At 66.9% G+C, this 15,090-nt stretch carries 10 protein-coding genes; 5 read left to right on the top strand and 5 right to left on the bottom strand.

Annotated elements, in window-relative coordinates; all coding sequences use genetic code 11:
• Positions 1–5 precede the first annotated feature (5 nt).
• From AC1RJW_RS22845 to AC1RJW_RS22835, 3 genes are all read left to right on the top strand, one after another.
• On the top strand, positions 6–698 hold the full coding sequence (locus AC1RJW_RS22845) for an ABC transporter ATP-binding protein (RefSeq protein WP_034757401.1): 693 nt from the start codon (positions 6–8) through the stop codon (positions 696–698).
• 181 nt (positions 699–879) lie between these two features.
• Positions 880–1,167, top strand: a complete 288-nt coding sequence (locus tag AC1RJW_RS22840; protein ID WP_034757399.1) for a hypothetical protein — start codon at positions 880–882, stop codon at positions 1,165–1,167.
• 289 nt (positions 1,168–1,456) lie between these two features.
• Entirely contained in the window at positions 1,457–6,934 is a 5,478-nt protein-coding gene (locus AC1RJW_RS22835) for a CHAT domain-containing protein (protein ID WP_493046991.1), read from the top strand.
• On the opposite strand, the gene AC1RJW_RS22830 is transcribed toward AC1RJW_RS22835, so the two are convergent.
• The gene (locus AC1RJW_RS22830) at positions 6,867–7,628 is read right to left on the bottom strand and encodes a GNAT family N-acetyltransferase (protein WP_046683713.1); all 762 of its coding nucleotides are present in this window, start codon (positions 7,626–7,628) and stop codon (positions 6,867–6,869) included. The genes AC1RJW_RS22835 and AC1RJW_RS22830 overlap by 68 nt on opposite strands.
• Before the next feature lie 144 nt (positions 7,629–7,772).
• Here AC1RJW_RS22830 and AC1RJW_RS22825 point away from each other — a divergent pair, with 144 nt between their 5' ends.
• Positions 7,773–10,076 (top strand): FdhF/YdeP family oxidoreductase, encoded by a 2,304-nt coding sequence (locus AC1RJW_RS22825; RefSeq protein ID WP_493046990.1) that lies wholly within the window; start codon positions 7,773–7,775, stop codon positions 10,074–10,076.
• Here the strand turns inward: AC1RJW_RS22825 and fdhD are convergent.
• From fdhD to AC1RJW_RS22805, 4 genes are all read right to left on the bottom strand, one after another.
• Complete coding sequence (gene fdhD / locus AC1RJW_RS22820; protein ID WP_493046989.1) at positions 10,073–10,900, bottom strand: formate dehydrogenase accessory sulfurtransferase FdhD; 828 nt, start codon at positions 10,898–10,900, stop codon at positions 10,073–10,075. The two genes, AC1RJW_RS22825 and fdhD, sit on opposite strands and share 4 nt — an antisense overlap.
• 81 nt (positions 10,901–10,981) lie before the next feature.
• Positions 10,982–11,653, bottom strand: a complete 672-nt coding sequence (locus tag AC1RJW_RS22815; protein WP_493046988.1) for a hypothetical protein — start codon at positions 11,651–11,653, stop codon at positions 10,982–10,984.
• Between the two features lie 93 nt (positions 11,654–11,746).
• The gene (locus AC1RJW_RS22810; protein WP_493047083.1) at positions 11,747–13,204 is read right to left on the bottom strand and encodes a Ppx/GppA phosphatase family protein; all 1,458 of its coding nucleotides are present in this window, start codon (positions 13,202–13,204) and stop codon (positions 11,747–11,749) included.
• Positions 13,205–13,367: 163 nt separating this feature from the next.
• Positions 13,368–14,450: a calcium:cation antiporter gene (locus tag AC1RJW_RS22805; RefSeq protein WP_493046987.1), complete on the bottom strand. Its 1,083-nt coding sequence runs from the start codon at positions 14,448–14,450 to the stop codon at positions 13,368–13,370.
• 294 nt (positions 14,451–14,744) lie between these two features.
• Between AC1RJW_RS22805 and AC1RJW_RS22800 the strand changes: the two genes are divergently transcribed.
• Positions 14,745–15,083 (top strand): hypothetical protein, encoded by a 339-nt coding sequence (locus tag AC1RJW_RS22800; RefSeq protein WP_493046986.1) that lies wholly within the window; start codon positions 14,745–14,747, stop codon positions 15,081–15,083.
• Positions 15,084–15,090: the final 7 nt, after the last annotated feature.

The raw sequence follows: 15,090 nt of genomic DNA, 5'->3' as shown, positions 1-15,090 counted from the left end.
TCACCATGCTCGAATTGCGCCATCTGTCGAAGTCCTATGCCAATGCCCGTCCCGTGCTGGCCAACATTTCCTGCCGCTTCAAGGCGGGGGAATTCATCGCCATCATGGGCGATTCGGGCGTGGGCAAGTCGACCTTGCTGAACCTGATCGCCGGCCTCGACACGCCCGATGCGGGTGCCGAAGCGCACCCTATCCTGGTGGACGGCATTGCCATGTCCAGCCTCGATGACGCCGCCGCGACCCGGCTGCGTCGCGCCCGCATGGGCTTTATCTTCCAGGCCTTCCACGTCTTGCCGCACCTGACCCTGCTGCAAAACGTGGCCCTGCCGCTGCTGCTCAACGGGCTGCCCCAGGAGCGTGCCGCCAGCATGCTCGAGGCGGTCGGCCTGGGCGGACGCGGCGGCGACTTTCCGCAGCAACTGTCCGGCGGCGAAATGCAGCGCGTGGCGATTGCCCGCGCGCTCGTGCACAAGCCGGCGCTGGTGCTGGCCGACGAGCCCACCGGCAACCTCGACCCGGACACGGCGCACAGCATCCTGCAATTGCTGCGCGCCGAAATCAAGGCCAACGGCAGCTGCGCGATCATGGTCACGCATTCGCTGGCCGCCGCCGAAATGGCGGACCGGACCATGATCCTGACGAAAAGCGGCTTACAAAATACAACAATCGTCAACCAAATTGATCAAACAATCAGTTAATTTAACTGACCATCTGTCACAAGTTTTGTTATCGTAGTATTATTGAAAACACTTGCCTGGTTATCAATGTTGTAACGCGAATGTTGTACTACGTCACCCAGACAGCCGTACTGCGATGACGAACTATAGCCGGGACCGCCTAAAGTGGTCTCGTCCCTTGCATAACCTGAAGGAGGAGTAAATGAACGTTCGGCAAAAGAAGCTGGAAATGATTGAAGCGATGAACCGGGCGCGCGCGCTCGAACCATCGAGTTTTGTGCCCAACAAGCTGCTCGATACGCTGATCGAGAAGTTGAACTTGAAAAATGATGCGGAACTGTGCCGTGTCCTGGAAGTTCAGCCTCCCATCATCAGCAAGATTCGACACGGCAAACTGTCGGTCGGTGCAACGATTTTATTGCGCATGCATGAAAAATCGGACATCACCATCCGCGAACTGAAGGAACTGTCCGCCACGCCAGTCCATTGAAGCACCCGCTGTTGTAATGCCATGCCAGGCACCCAGGTCCCCGGCGCCATGAACTTTTGCCATACAATTCGCGTAGTTCGCTCACCGCACAACATCCGAGCACGATAGCGAAGAGACCCAGCCCAAACCATGCTGACCGTTTCTCTGCCCTTCCGCTCCAGCGCTACCCTCCCCGTCTTCCCCCTGCATTGCCCCTGCCAGCCAGCATTTCCACGCATACTTGATCTGACACAACACGCATAGTCCCCGCAGGCATCAAGGTCAGCTTTTAACCAGTGATCTCAACCGCATGTCCAGCGCCCCCCTTGCGCCGCCCGTGCTGCGCCTGACGCTCACGCGCGATCCCCTCGCCAGCGCCGGCGACTGCCCCGCCGCGCCCGGCTGGCACAGCGAAACCCACGTGCTGTCGAGCGCGCGCGGCATCGGCAGCTGCCGCATCGCCCTCGATATCGGCCCGGCCGACGTGGTGCAGCTGCTGCTGTGCGACGGCAGCTCGCTGCTGGCAGGCAGCCTGGATCTGCCACGCTACCTGGGGCCGGCCACGCTGGCACGCGACGGCGCGCCCGCCAGCATCGAAGTGGGGCTGGCCCTGCGCCCGCAGGCGGCACGCCAGCCGCCCGGCGCCAGCCGCGACGGCCTGGGCGCCTGGATGCTGCGGGCCGTGCGCGTGTACCGCTGCGGCGCCGCCGCCATGACGGCGCTGGCGGCGGCGGGCGCCTTCCAGGACCGCCAGCTGGAACAACGGCTGGGCCTGTACCGCTGCGGCATCGAAGCGGGCAGCATGACGGCCGTCGCCAGCCTGCCCGCCGGGCCGGAACCGGTGCTGCTGTTGTTGCACGGCACGGCCTCGTCGACCCAGCGCAGCTTTGCCGGCCTGTGGCGCAACGGCCTGGCGCCGCAGCTGGCGGCGCAGTACGGCAACCGCATCTACGGCTACGAGCACCGCAGCCTCAGCGACAGCCCCATCGAGAACGCGCTGGCCCTCGTGCGCCAGCTGGCGCACGGCGCCGTGCTGCACCTGCTGACCCATTCGCGCGGCGGCCTGGTGGGCGAATTGCTGGCCCGGGCGCAGCGCATCGACAGCCGCGGCGCCGTCGACCTGGCCGGCGACGGCCTGGAACGGCTGAGCGAAAACACGGTGGGCGGCGAAGCGTTCAACAGCCACGATATCGAGCACTTCACGGCGCAGGCACGGCTGGGCGGACGCGGCGGCTACGACGCGGATGCGGCGCGCCTGCGCGAATTGAGCGTGGAACTGAAAACGCGCGCCATCCGCATCGCCCGCTTCGTGCGCGTGGCTTGCCCCGCGCGCGGCACCACCCTGATGTCGGGCCGTCTGGACCGCTGGGCCAGCGTGATGTTCAACCTGCTGCTGCACGGCGGCGTTCCCGATGGCGCCATGGCCTTCCTGCTGGCCGTGGTGCAGCAGCGCTGCGATGCGCGCATCCTGCCGGGCCTGGAAGCGATGATGCCCGACTCGCCCCTGGTGGCGCTGCTCAACGCACCCGACGTGCGCGTGGCCAGCCCCCTGCACGTGCTGGCCGGCGCGTGCAGCGGCGACGGCCTGCTGGGCTGGCTGGGCGACTGCCTCGACGACCAGCTGTACGGCGGGCAGAACGACCTGGTGGTCAATTGCGCCTCGATGGCGGGCGGCGCCACGCGCAGCACGCCCGTGCGGCAACTGTTGCTGCGCGGGCCGCACACGCACCACCTGAGCTACTTCGAGCGCGCGCCATCGAGCCAGGCCGCCGTGCAGGCGCTCGCCGGCGACGAGAGCGCCTACCAGCCGCTGCCCGGCATCGAGCACGGCCCGCTGGCGCGCGGCGGCGAAGTGCCGAAACGGCGCGCGCACGCGCCCATCGCGCTGCTGCTGCCCGACATCATGGGCAGCCACCTGCAAGTGGGCAGCAACCGCATCTGGTTCGACCCCGTCAACCTGGTCGAAGGGCGCATCGAACGCCTGGCCGTGGGCCAGCCGCACATCGTCAGCGCCGGCTGGCTCGAGTCCTGCTATGAACCGTTTGCCCGCTTTCTCGCGCAAAGCCAGGAAGTGCGGCCCTTTACCTATGACTGGCGTCTGTCGCTGCAGGAGTCGTGCCGCGCCTTCCTGCCCGTGCTCGACGACGCCATGCGCGACGCCGAACAGCGCGGCCAGCCCTTGCGCATCGTTGCCCACGGCATGGGCGGACTGGTGGCGCGCCTGGCCCTGAAAGACCGCTGGCAACGCTTCGGCGCCCTGCCCGGCAGCCGATTGCTGCAGGTGGGCACGGCCAACCGGGGCACGCAGGCGATGGTGCAAGTGCTGCTGGGGCGCGACCGGCTGGTGCAGATGCTGGCCTGCTGGATCGGCTGGAAGCACACGCGGCGCCAGTTTCTCGGCTTCGTGCGCGCCTTTCCCGGCGTGCTCGACATGCTGCCGTGGCCGCAGGCGGGCGGCATCGATTATTTCGACGCCGGCGCCTGGGCGCAGCTGGCCGCCGGCGACGCGCAAGCGAACCTGCCCGGCGGCTGGCAGGCGCCCGAGGCGCCGGCGCTGGCCGCGGCGCGCGCCACCGTGGCCTTGCTGGAAGCGGCCCCGCTCGACGCGCGCCATTGCAGCTACCTGGCCGGCTGCGCCGACACGCCGGTGGCGCTGCGCCTGCGCGACGGCGCCATCGAGACGGCCTGGTCGCCGGACGGCGATGGCCGCACGGCCTGGCAAGGCGCGGTACCGGACGGCGTGGCGGCCTGCTACCTGCCGGTGGCGCATGGCGACCTGCTGCTGCAAAAGGAATACTACCCGGCCATCGCGCAGCTGCTCGACGGCGGCCAGGGCGCCGCCCTGCCCCGGCACCCGCCGCACGTGCCCGGCGGCGCCCCGCCCCGCTTCCATCCCTACGTGCCCGACGCCACGCCGCTGTACCCGCAGCCGCAGGAATTGCTCGACGCGGCCATCGGCGCCACCGGCCCCGCCAGCGCGCCGGAGAGCCGCGCGCCGCAGCTGAGCCTATCGGTCATCCACGGCAGCATGGCCTCGGCCGATGCGCCCGTCATGAGCGGCTGCTACGCCTCAGAATCGCTGCGCGGCAGCATGAGTTTTCTCGACCGTCTGCTGGCGGGCAAGCTGCAGGAAATCCACGCGCTCGGGCGCTTTCCGCAACGCCCCGACTCCGCCCTGGTGGTGCTGCAGCCCGATGCGGCGCGCCGGCCCGGCGGCGCCATCGTCATCGGCCTGGGCGCGCTGGGCGAGCTGACGCCGGGCGAACTGGCGCGCGCCTTTGCCGGCGGCCTGCTCGAATACGCGTGCGTCTGCCTGCAGGTGCGCGCCGCCGGCCACGTGGCCGCGCCGCCGATGGGAGAACACGGCTTGCGCGTGGCCAGCCTGCTGTCCGGTTCCGGTTACGGCGGCTTGAGCATCGCCCTGTGCGCGCGGGCTCTGATCGACGGCGCGCGCAGCGCCAACCGGCGCCTGGAAGACGCGGGCATGGCGTGCCGCATCGGCCACATCGCCATCTACGAACAGTCCGAGGCGCGCGCCATCGCCGCCGCCGTGGCCATCGAACAGATCATGGCCGAAGCGCGCTACCAGGGCAGCTTCACGTTCGAGCGGCGCATCCGCCACAGTCCCGGCGGCTACCGGCGCATCCTGCCCAGCCTGAGCGGCGACAACGGCTGGCGCCGCGTGCAGATCGTCGCCGCCGATCTGTCCGGCGCCCTGCGCTTCACGGTGCTGACGGACCGCGCCCACAACAGCGTCGACGAGGAGCCGAACCAGCGGCAAGCCGTCGATGGCCTGATCATGGATGCCACCGACAACACCACCGACCAGCCGGGCCTGTCGCGCGCGCTGTACGAACTGATGCTGCCCAATGGCCTGAAGGCGGCCATCCCCGAGATGCGCGGCCTGATCCTGGCCGTCGACCAGAGCGCCGCCATCTATCCGTGGGAACTGATGCGCGACGAGGCAGGCAGCGAAGAAAGCCCGCTGTCGACGCGCATCGGCATGGTGCGCCAGCTGGCCAGCCTGCGCGAGCAGCCGTCCGCCGTCAGCCCGCCCAGCAACAGCGTGCTGGTGATCGGCGACACCGATTCCGGCCTGCCCGAGCTGCCCGCCGCGCAGGCCGAGGCGCAGGACGTGGCGCGCATGTTCAGCGCGTACGGCTACCAGGTGCGCGAGCTGCTGCGCCCGCAGGCGCAGCGCGTGCTGGTACACCTGTTCGACGAGCGCTATTTCGCCATCCATCTGGCCGGCCATGGCGAAGTGGCCGGCCCCGGCATCGCGCATACGGGCCTGGTGCTGGGACCGAAGACGCGGCTGACGGCGGTGCAGGTGGGGAAATTAAAACGCGTGCCGCAATTCGTCTTCATCAATTGCTGCCACCTGGGCGACATGCGCCCGGACGCCATCGCGCCATGGTCGAAACTGGCCGCCAGCCTGGCCACGGCCTTCATTGAAATGGGCTCGCAGGCCGTGATCGCGGCCGGCTGGCGCATCGACGACCAGGCGGCCAGCATCTTCGCGCACAGCTTCTATCACGCCATGCTGAGCGGCGAATACTTCGGCGACGCCGTGCGCCTGGCGCGCGAGGCGGCCTATCTGCAGTTCCCCGCTTCGAACACCTGGGGCGCCTACCAGGCGTATGGCGACGACCGCTACCGCTTCCCGAACACCCAGAGCCGGCCCTGGCAAGCGCCCGATTACCACTACCACGGCCACCTGCTGGCCGACCTGGAAACCCTGCACGCGCGCCTGGCGGGCGCCGATCCTGCGCGCCGCGCATCCATCGAGGAAAAGCTGGACAGCATCGAGGAAGCCGTGCGGGCGCGCTTCTTCGGCTGCGCCGACATCCGCGAAAACATGGCCGCCACGCGCGCCGGCCTGGGGGGACTGGAGAATACCCTGCGCGCCATCGAACATTACCGGGCGGCGCACAGCGCGGCCGACGGCAAGGTGGGCTTGCGCGCGCTGGCACACTGGGCAGAACTGGAAATACGCCAGGGCGCGGCCCTGTGCGGCCTCGATGCGGGCGCCGGCATCGAGGTGCCTGCCGTGCCCGACCCGGCCCAGGGACGCCAGTTGCTGCAGGATGGAAAACAGCATATCGACCTGCTGGTGGCGCTGGCGCCCACGGCGCAGCGCCTGGCCCTGCTGGGGCGCTACTGGGCCTTGCAGGCACGCCTGGCCTGCCGCGAGGGAAGCTCCGGCGCGCCGGCCCTGCGCGCCATGACGGATGCCTGCCTGGCCGCGCTGGAAGAAGCGCGGCGGCGCAGCGGCGCGGCCGACTGCGACCTGATTTTCCAGGTGCTGGCGGGCGCCCTGCTGCTGAAAGCCCATGGCGACGGCGGCGTCTGGCGCGCTCTCGATCCGCAGCTGGGCGACTTGCTGCACGACGCCATCGCCTATGCGCGCCAGCGCCACGCGGACGAACACCGCGCCATCGACGCCGGCGCCCCCGTGCGCGCCGCCCTGCTGGCGGCCTTGTGGCAGGTGCCGGACGGCCAGCCCTTCGACACGCCCGCGCGCGCCGCCTTCCTGGCGCTGTACCAGGACGCCGTGCGGCGCCACGGCAGCATCGGCGAACCCGAAACGATCACGGCGCCGCTGCACTTCCTGCTCGAACTGCTGCCGTCCGACAGCCCGGACGGCGGCTTGCGCTGCGCCGTGCAGGCGCTGGCCAGCCAGCTGCAAGCCTCGCTGCCCGGCATGAGTCCTGGCAGCGTTAGCCTGGCACTACCCCGTAATGACGCGCATAGCGCTCGTCCAGATTCGCCAGCGGCATCATCATGAACATGTCGGCGCTTTCAAAATCAGGATCCCAGGCCGGTTCGCCGCAAATCCAGGCACCCGAACGCAGATAGCCCTTGATCAGCGGCGGCACTTGCGGCTTGTGCGCCGCTTCCACCTGGTGGATGGGGAAAGGCAGGTGCGGCGTGACGCGGTATTCGCTGGGGGCCATGTGCTTTTCGGCCAGCGCCTGGTACACGGCGACGGCGTTATGGCCGCCATCGGCCAGGCTGATGCTGGCGCAGCCGACCAGGTAGTCGCAGCGCTCGCGGCGCATGTACTCGGCCAGGCCCGACCACAGCAGCATGATCACGCTGCCGCCCCGGTATTTCGGGTGGATGCAGGCGCGGCCCGCTTCGACCATGCGGCCGCGCAGGTTCTTCAGGCGGCTCAGGTCGAACTCGTTTTCCGAATACAGCCGGCCGATCTTGGCTGCCTTGGCCGCGCTCAGCACGCGATAGGTGCCCACCACTTTCAGGGTATCGGCGTCGCGCACGATCAGGTGATCGCAGTGCGCGTCGAATTCGTCGCTGTCGAGGCCATCGGCGTTTGCCAGCGACGTCAGCCCCATGGTCTCGATAAACACCTTGTAACGCAAACGCTGGACTTCGCGCAATTCCGCCGCTGTAGTGGCCTGGCTCAGCACCAGTTGGACCGGCCGGGCCTTGGCTTCGTTTGATGCGATTATGTTTTGCATGGTTTCATCCCTGTGATCAAGACGACTCCAGCGTACTTGCCTAATATGTCAGGAAAATGACAGCCGAATGTCATTTCCATGACGCAAGTCAATGCCATGCGGGGATCATGCATAATTACCACACTCGCCCAGCCGAAAGAGCCCATGAAAGACACCGACGCCGTCCACATCACGCCCTACACCAAGCCGGCCGCCAGCTGGGACGCCTTGAAACACGCGGCCATCAGCCTGCGCCAGGAGCGGGTCGCGCCCGGGAATCTGAAGGCGCTGCTGGCGCAAAACCAGCCGGACGGCTTCGATTGCCCCGGCTGCGCCTGGCCCGACCGCAACCACGCGTCCACGTTCGCCTTTTGCGAAAACGGCGCCAAGGCCGTCGCCGCGGAAGCGACCAGCCGCCGCGCCGGCCCGGAACTGTTTGCCAGCCACACCGTCACGCAGCTGCTGGAACAGTCGGACTACGCGCTCGAGCAGCACGGCCGCCTGACCGAGCCGATGGTGTACGACGCAGCCAGCGACCGTTACGTGCCCATCGCCTGGGAAGAAGCCTACGCCCTCGTGGGGCGCCACCTGCGCGCCCTGCCCGATGCCAACCAGGCCGCGTTCTACACCTCGGGCCGCGCCAGCAACGAAGCGGCCTTTTTGTACCAGCTGATGGCGCGCCTGTACGGCACCAATAACTTCCCCGACTGCTCCAACATGTGCCACGAGGCGACCAGCCGCGGGCTGCCGGCCACCGTCGGCATCGGCAAGGGCACGGTGACTTTGGCCGACTTCGAACTGGCCGATACCATCCTCATCTTCGGCCAGAATCCCGCCACCAACCACCCGCGCATGCTGGGCGAACTGCGCGACTGCGCGCGCCGCGGCGGCGGCATCGTCTCCATCAATCCCCTGCGCGAGCGGGGCTTGCAGCGCTTCATGGACCCGCAAAGCGCGCTGGAAATGGCGACCCTGGGCAGCACGCGCCTGGCCGGCCTGTTCGTGCAGCCCACCCTGGGCGGCGACTTTGCCCTGATCAAGGCCGTCGCCAAGCGCGTCGTCGAGCATGACGACGCGGCGCAGGCTGCCGGCGCGCCCGCCGTCATCGACCACGCTTTCATCGCTGAACACTGCAGCGGCTTCGACGCTTTCCGCAACGACCTGCGTGCAGAAAGCTGGGAACTGCTGCTGCGGGAGTCGGGCGTGGCGCGCGCGCAGATCGAGGCATTAACGGACATTGTCGTCAAGGGCCAGCGCATCATCGCCACCTGGGGCATGGGGCTGACGCAGCACAAGCACAGCGTGGCGGCCATCCGCATGCTGTCGAACCTGATGATGCTGCGCGGCCAGATCGGCAAGCCGGGCGCCGGATTATGCCCCGTGCGCGGCCACTCCAACGTGCAGGGCGACCGCACGGTGGGCATCGAGGAAAAGCCCACCAGCGCCTTCCTCGACCGCCTGGGCCAGGTGTACGGTTTTACTCCGCCGCGCGCGCACGGCCACGACGTGGTGGCCACCATCGAAGCCATGCGGCGCGGCGACGTCAAGGTCTTCATCGCGCTGGGCGGCAATTTCGCCGCCGCCACGCCGGACACGCCACTGACCTTTGCCGCGCTGCGCCAGTGCGCGCTGACGGTGCAGGTGGCCACCAAGCTCAATCGCAGCCACCTGGTCATCGGCAGGGAAGCTCTGCTGCTGCCCACCCTGGGCCGCACGGAGATCGACCTGCAGCACGGCGTGGCGCAGGGCGTGACGGTGGAAGACTCGATGAGCATGGTGCATATCTCGTACGGCCGCAATGCGCCCGCCTCGCCGCAGCTGCGCTCGGAAGTGGCCATCGTGGCCGGCATGGCCGAAGCGACGGTGGGTAGCGGCCTGGTGGACTGGCGCGCGTACGCAGCCGACTATGCGCGCATCCGCGACGATATCGAAAAGGTGTTCGACGATTTTTACGACTACAACGCCAGGGTGGCGCAGCCGGGCGGTTTTCATCTGACGGTGGCTTCGCGCGAACGCGTGTGGAAGACGGCCAGCGGCAAGGCCAGCTTCCTCGTCGCCCCGCTGGACCTCGATACCCCGCTGCACCGCGCCCGCGCGCGCCATGGCGAACGCCTGATGGTGCTGATGAGCACCCGCTCGCACGACCAGTACAACACCACCATCTACGGCATGGATGACCGCTACCGCGGCGTGTACGGCACGCGCAAGGTGGTCTTCGCCAATGCGGCCGATATCGCCATGCTGGGTTTTAAGGACGGCGACATGATCGATATCATAGGCGCCTGGGACGACGGCGTGGCGCGCCGCGCCGACGGTTTCCGCCTGGTCGCCTACGACATCCCGCGCGGCTGCCTGGGCGCGTATTACCCCGAGACGAATGCGCTGGTGCCGCTGGCCAGCACGGCCGACGGCGCCGGCACGCCCACGTCGAAATCCGTGCCGGTGCTGCTGCAGCGTTCTGCCGCTTAGATGCTGATGCCTGGCGTGTAATCGACGAAGGCGTCCTGACGGCAGAAACCCGCCAGCTTCATGCCCGCCTGCGTGGCGATGGAAATGGCCAGCGAACTGGGGGCGGAAATCGTCGCCAGCAAGGGGATCTGCATGCGCGCCGCCTTGCGCGCCAGCTCGTAGCTGCCGCGGCTGGACAGGAAGACGAAGCCGCGCCGCATGTCGGCGCCATTCAGCGCGAGGTGGCCGATCAGTTTATCCAGGCCGTTATGCCGGCCGACATCCTCGAACACGTGCACGATGTCGCCGTCGGGCGTGCACCACGCGGCCGCGTGCACGCCGCCCGTTTCCCGCATCAGCGTCTGATGCTCGCGCAAGCCGGCGGATGCGCGCGCCAGTGCGGCGGGCAAGTCGACGTGGATCAGGGGTGGCGGCAGCGCCGCGGGCCGCAAATCGAGCATGTCGATGCTGTCGATGCCGCACACGCCGCAGCCCGTGCGGCCCGTCAGCTGGCGCCGCCGGTCCTTCAGGCGCACGAAATCCTCCTGGGCGATGCTCAAGGCCACTTCGGCGGAATCAGGGCGCAGGAACACTTCGCAGTCGAAAATGGCGGCAGCCGATGCCACCACGCCTTCCGTCAGCGCGAAGCCATACGCAAATGCTTCCAGGTCGCGCGGCGTGGCCATCATGACGACGTGGGAAATGCCATTGAAGACCAGCGCGACGGGGATTTCCTCGGCGACGTGGTCGATGGCGGCAGTGGATTCGCCCGCGCGGTGGCGGATGATGGAACGCTCGACGAAGCCGGCGCGTTCGGTATGGGTATCTTCTGACATGGCAACCATGGGGGAACTATCACAGGCCCCATGGTAAACCAGAATGGGCAAGCAGGCGGCAGTCCATGCAGGACTGCCCCGCCCGCGCCATCAATCCTTCTTCGGACGGCCCGTTTTCAGCTGCGGCAAGCCAGCCAGCACGTTTTGCAGCGTGGCCAGGTCGATCTGGCTGATCAGCGCCACGCCGATGCGCAGCAATTCGCTTTTCTTGATCTCGAAACCGGCTTTCAGGCAAGCTTTCTTGACCTGGCCCAATACCTCGTATTCCGCTTCCGGCATAGTGAAGCTGTCGCGCACCAGTTTCGGCTTGCGGGCTTTTTCCTTGACGGCGACAACCTTGGCGACCGGTGCTTTTTTCGCTGGCGCAGGCTTGGCGGCGGCCTTGGCGGCCGGTTTGACGGCGGTTTTCGCTGCCGGCTTGGCGGCAGGCTTCGCGGCAACCTTGGCCGCTGGCTTGGCAACGGCTTTTACTCCCGCCTTGGCGACAGGCTTGGCCACGACGGCCTTGGCCGCCGGCTTGGCAGCCGGCGCCTTGGCAGCGGCAGGCTTGGCGGCAGCAGGTTTCGCTGCCGCCGGCTTCGCAGCGGCCGGCTTGGCTGCCACTGGCTTGACGGCGGCTTTGGCCACCGGCTTGGCTGCCGGCTTCGCGGCAGGCTTGGCGGCCGGTGCGGCCTTGGCCGCTGCCGCATTGATCGATGCGCTGGTAGGGAACATCGACACGGGCGCGCTGTCGGCCTTTTTCGCTGGGATGGTTTTGGTCATGGATTTTCCAATTTAATAAATAATATAAACAATATATACTGTTTTTTGAAATCTTGCTTGCTGCACATCAAGTCATGCGCATGTCATGACCCTCTAGGCGCTGGCACGGATGGTGAAATCGACCCCGACCTCATCCCAGAATTCCTGCTCCTTCTCGATCCAGAACGACACGGTGGGATGGTGCGCCACCCAGCCGCGCTTGATATCGAGTTCGATACGGTTCTTCATGCGCAGGCGCAGCTCGCTGAAATCGGCCTCGATGCGCGCATGCATGAGCAGAATCGACAGGCGCAGCGCCAGCACGGCCTTGGCGAAATCGGGGTCGGACAGCACTTCGCCGATCTTGCGCAAGTTGCCCTTCTGCGCCAGGATCAAGCGGCTCATGGTCTTCTGTTCGCGCGTGGTAAAACCGGGCAAGTCCGCGTTTTCCACGATGTAGGATGCGTGCTTGTGGTAGCCCGTCTGCGACACGGCCAGCCCCACTTCGTGCAGCAGGCTGCTCCAGCGCAGGCATTTCACCAGGGCGTCGGACGTGGGCTTGAGCTGCGCGTACATGGCCAGCGCCTGCTCGGCCACCCGGCCGGCGCGCTGCTGGTCTATATGGAATTTCTCCATGCAGCCCTGCACCGACTGTTCGCGGCGGTCGCGCTTGGTCGAACGCAGGTACAAATCCCACATCACGCCCATGCGCAGGCCCGCCTCGATCGGCGTCATGGCGGGAATGGCCAGTTCGCGGAACAGGCCGATCAAGATGGCCAGGCCGCCGACGATGGTGCTGGCGCGGTCGGGGCGCAGGCCGGGCATGTCGATGCGGCTGGTGTGACCGAGTTCGATGAAGCGGCGCGCCAGCGCATCGAGGCTGACGCTGGTGAGCAAGCCGTCGCCCAGCTTGTTGCGGGCGATGATGTCGGCAATCGTGCGGATGGTGCCGGAAGAGCCATAGGCCGTCTTCCAGTGCTGCGGACGGTACGGCGGCGCGGCATCCTCGAAATGGCTGCGCGCCGACAGGATCGCCGCCTCGAACGACGGCGCGTCGATGCGCCCGCCGATGAAGAACGACAGGCTTTGCTTGACCGTCCCCAGGCTGAAGGACTCGACACGTTCGATATCGTTGCCGCGCCCCAGTATCAGCTCCGTCGAACCGCCGCCGATATCCATCACCAGCCGGCGTTCGCCGGGAATGGCCAGCGCATTGGCCACGCCCATGTAGATCAATCGCCCCTCTTCCTCGCCCGAGATGATCTCGATCGGGTAGCCGATGGCTTGCTCGGCCAGCGGCAGGAAGACGGCGCCGTTGCGCGCCACGCGCATGGCCGACGTGGCCACGACGCGCACGGCATCGAGTTCGAAGCCGGCGAGGATGGCGCGAAAGCGCTGCAGGCAGGCCAGCGCGCCCTGCATGGCCGCCTCGGTCAGGTCGCCATTGGCGTCCAGGCCGGCGGCCAGGCGTATCGGATCGCGCACGCTCTTGACCACACGGATGGTGTCGCCATCATGCTTGCCGACGTGTAAACGAAAACTGTTGGACCCCAGGTCCACCGCTGCATACATACTGGCCTCTTGTCTTGTCATTACTGTGCCAACTGAAAAAGTTGGCAAATTCAGTTGCTAAACTATATAAATCATTTAAACGATTTAAAAATCCTACCACACTACCCTCATCGTATGACAGCGGCGTGACAGGATTGTGACAAAACGGCAGTTGTGCGGCGGCTTACGGCACGATTGTGGTGAATAAATAGACGGCGAAAATCACCAGGTGCACCGTGCCCTGCATGACCGTGGTGCGGCCCGTGCCCAGCGACAGGGTAGCGACCATCAGCGACAGCAGCAACAGCACGGTCGACTTGATATCGAGGCCCAGCGTAATCGTCAGGCCCGTGGCCAGCGACACCACCACCACGGCGGGTATCGTCAGGCCGATGCTGGCCAGCGCGGAGCCGAGCGCCAGGTTCAAGCTCGTCTGCAGGCGATTCGCGCGCGCGGCGCGCACGGCGGCCAGGCCTTCGGGCAGCAGCACGATGGCGGCGATGACGATGCCGACCAGGGTTTTCGGCGCGCCCATGGCGGCAATCGCCGTCTCCAGCGCGGGCGCCAGCGACTTGGCCAGCAACACCACGGCGCCAAGGCACACCAGCAGCGCACCGGCGCTGACCCAGGCGACGGTGGGCGTCGGCGGCGCCGCATGCACCTCTTCATCGCCAACGGCTTCCTTGGGCAGGAAGTAATCGCGGTGGCGCACCGTCTGCACCAGCACGAAAGTGCCGTACAGGACCAGCGAGATCACGGCGATGAAGATCAGCTGGCTGGAATTGTAGAACGGGCCGGCGGCGCTGGAGGTGTAGTTCGGCAGCACCAGCGTCAGGATGGCGATGGCTGCCAGGGTGGCCAGCGACGCGCTCACGCCCAGCAGGCCGAAGCTCTGCTCGCGGTGGCGCCCGGCGCCCAGCAGCAGGCAGATGCCGACGATGCCGTTCAAAATGATCATGATGGCGGCAAACACGGTGTCGCGCGCCAGCCCTGTCGTTTCCGGCCCGCCGGCCAGCATCAGCGAGACGATCAGCGCCACCTCGATCAGGGTCACGGCCAGCGCCAGCACCAGGGTGCCATACGGTTCGCCGATGCGGTGCGCCACCACTTCCGCGTGGTACACGGCGGCCAGCACGCTGCCGATCAGGCCAGCCACCAGCAGGATCTGGTAGAAGCCGCCGACATTGAAGGTGGAACCGAACAGGAACAGCCAGCCGGCAAGCGGGGCGGCAAGCGGCCATACAGGCAGGGATTTGAGCATTTTCATTGTGGGCCTGGCAAGAGTAAGAAAGGGGAACTGCGGTGCGGACGACAAGAGGAGCCTAGCCTGCACCCCACAGCATAACTTGCTTAGCTTAAATGAAAGTTAGGGAATGCACACGCTCGGGCACTGGCACCCCGCGCCTTGCTCACCGTGCGAGCGCCTTGCTGCAGTGCACCTGCTTGCTACCAGTAACTATAGTCCCTTTGGTAACATGTCGTTGCAATTTTCTTGTCTTTTTGCTTCCTGAAGCCGTCATACTGCAGGGCACGCCCTCCCGGCACCGACCAAGGACTAACCATGATTTCAATAAACGGCACCGCCATGCGCATGTTCGTCTTCGCGGGCAGCCTGCTGTGCGCCGCCGCGCACGCGGACACACCGCCGGTGCGCGAAGCGCAGGTTGATGCGAACTGGGCCACCCCGCCCGCTCCTGCCGCAGAGTCACGCTGGCAAGACAGCCTGCCGCCCGCGCCGCCCGTGGCGCCGCGCGAAGAAAAGATACTGCCCAAGAGCGAATGGCTCACCGTCGAGCCGATGAAGGCGCCTGACCGGCGCTGCGATCCCGGCCTCGACGCCTTGTTCCTGCCCAAGGAATGCGGCAAGGAACCCAGCTGGCTGGGCTCGCGCAAGAAATAATCCGGTT

It is taken from the genome of Janthinobacterium sp. GW822-FHT07A03 (assembly GCF_058798815.1).
Note: the sequence above shows the minus strand (reverse complement) of the source record. Positions and strands in the feature narration are given on the sequence as shown.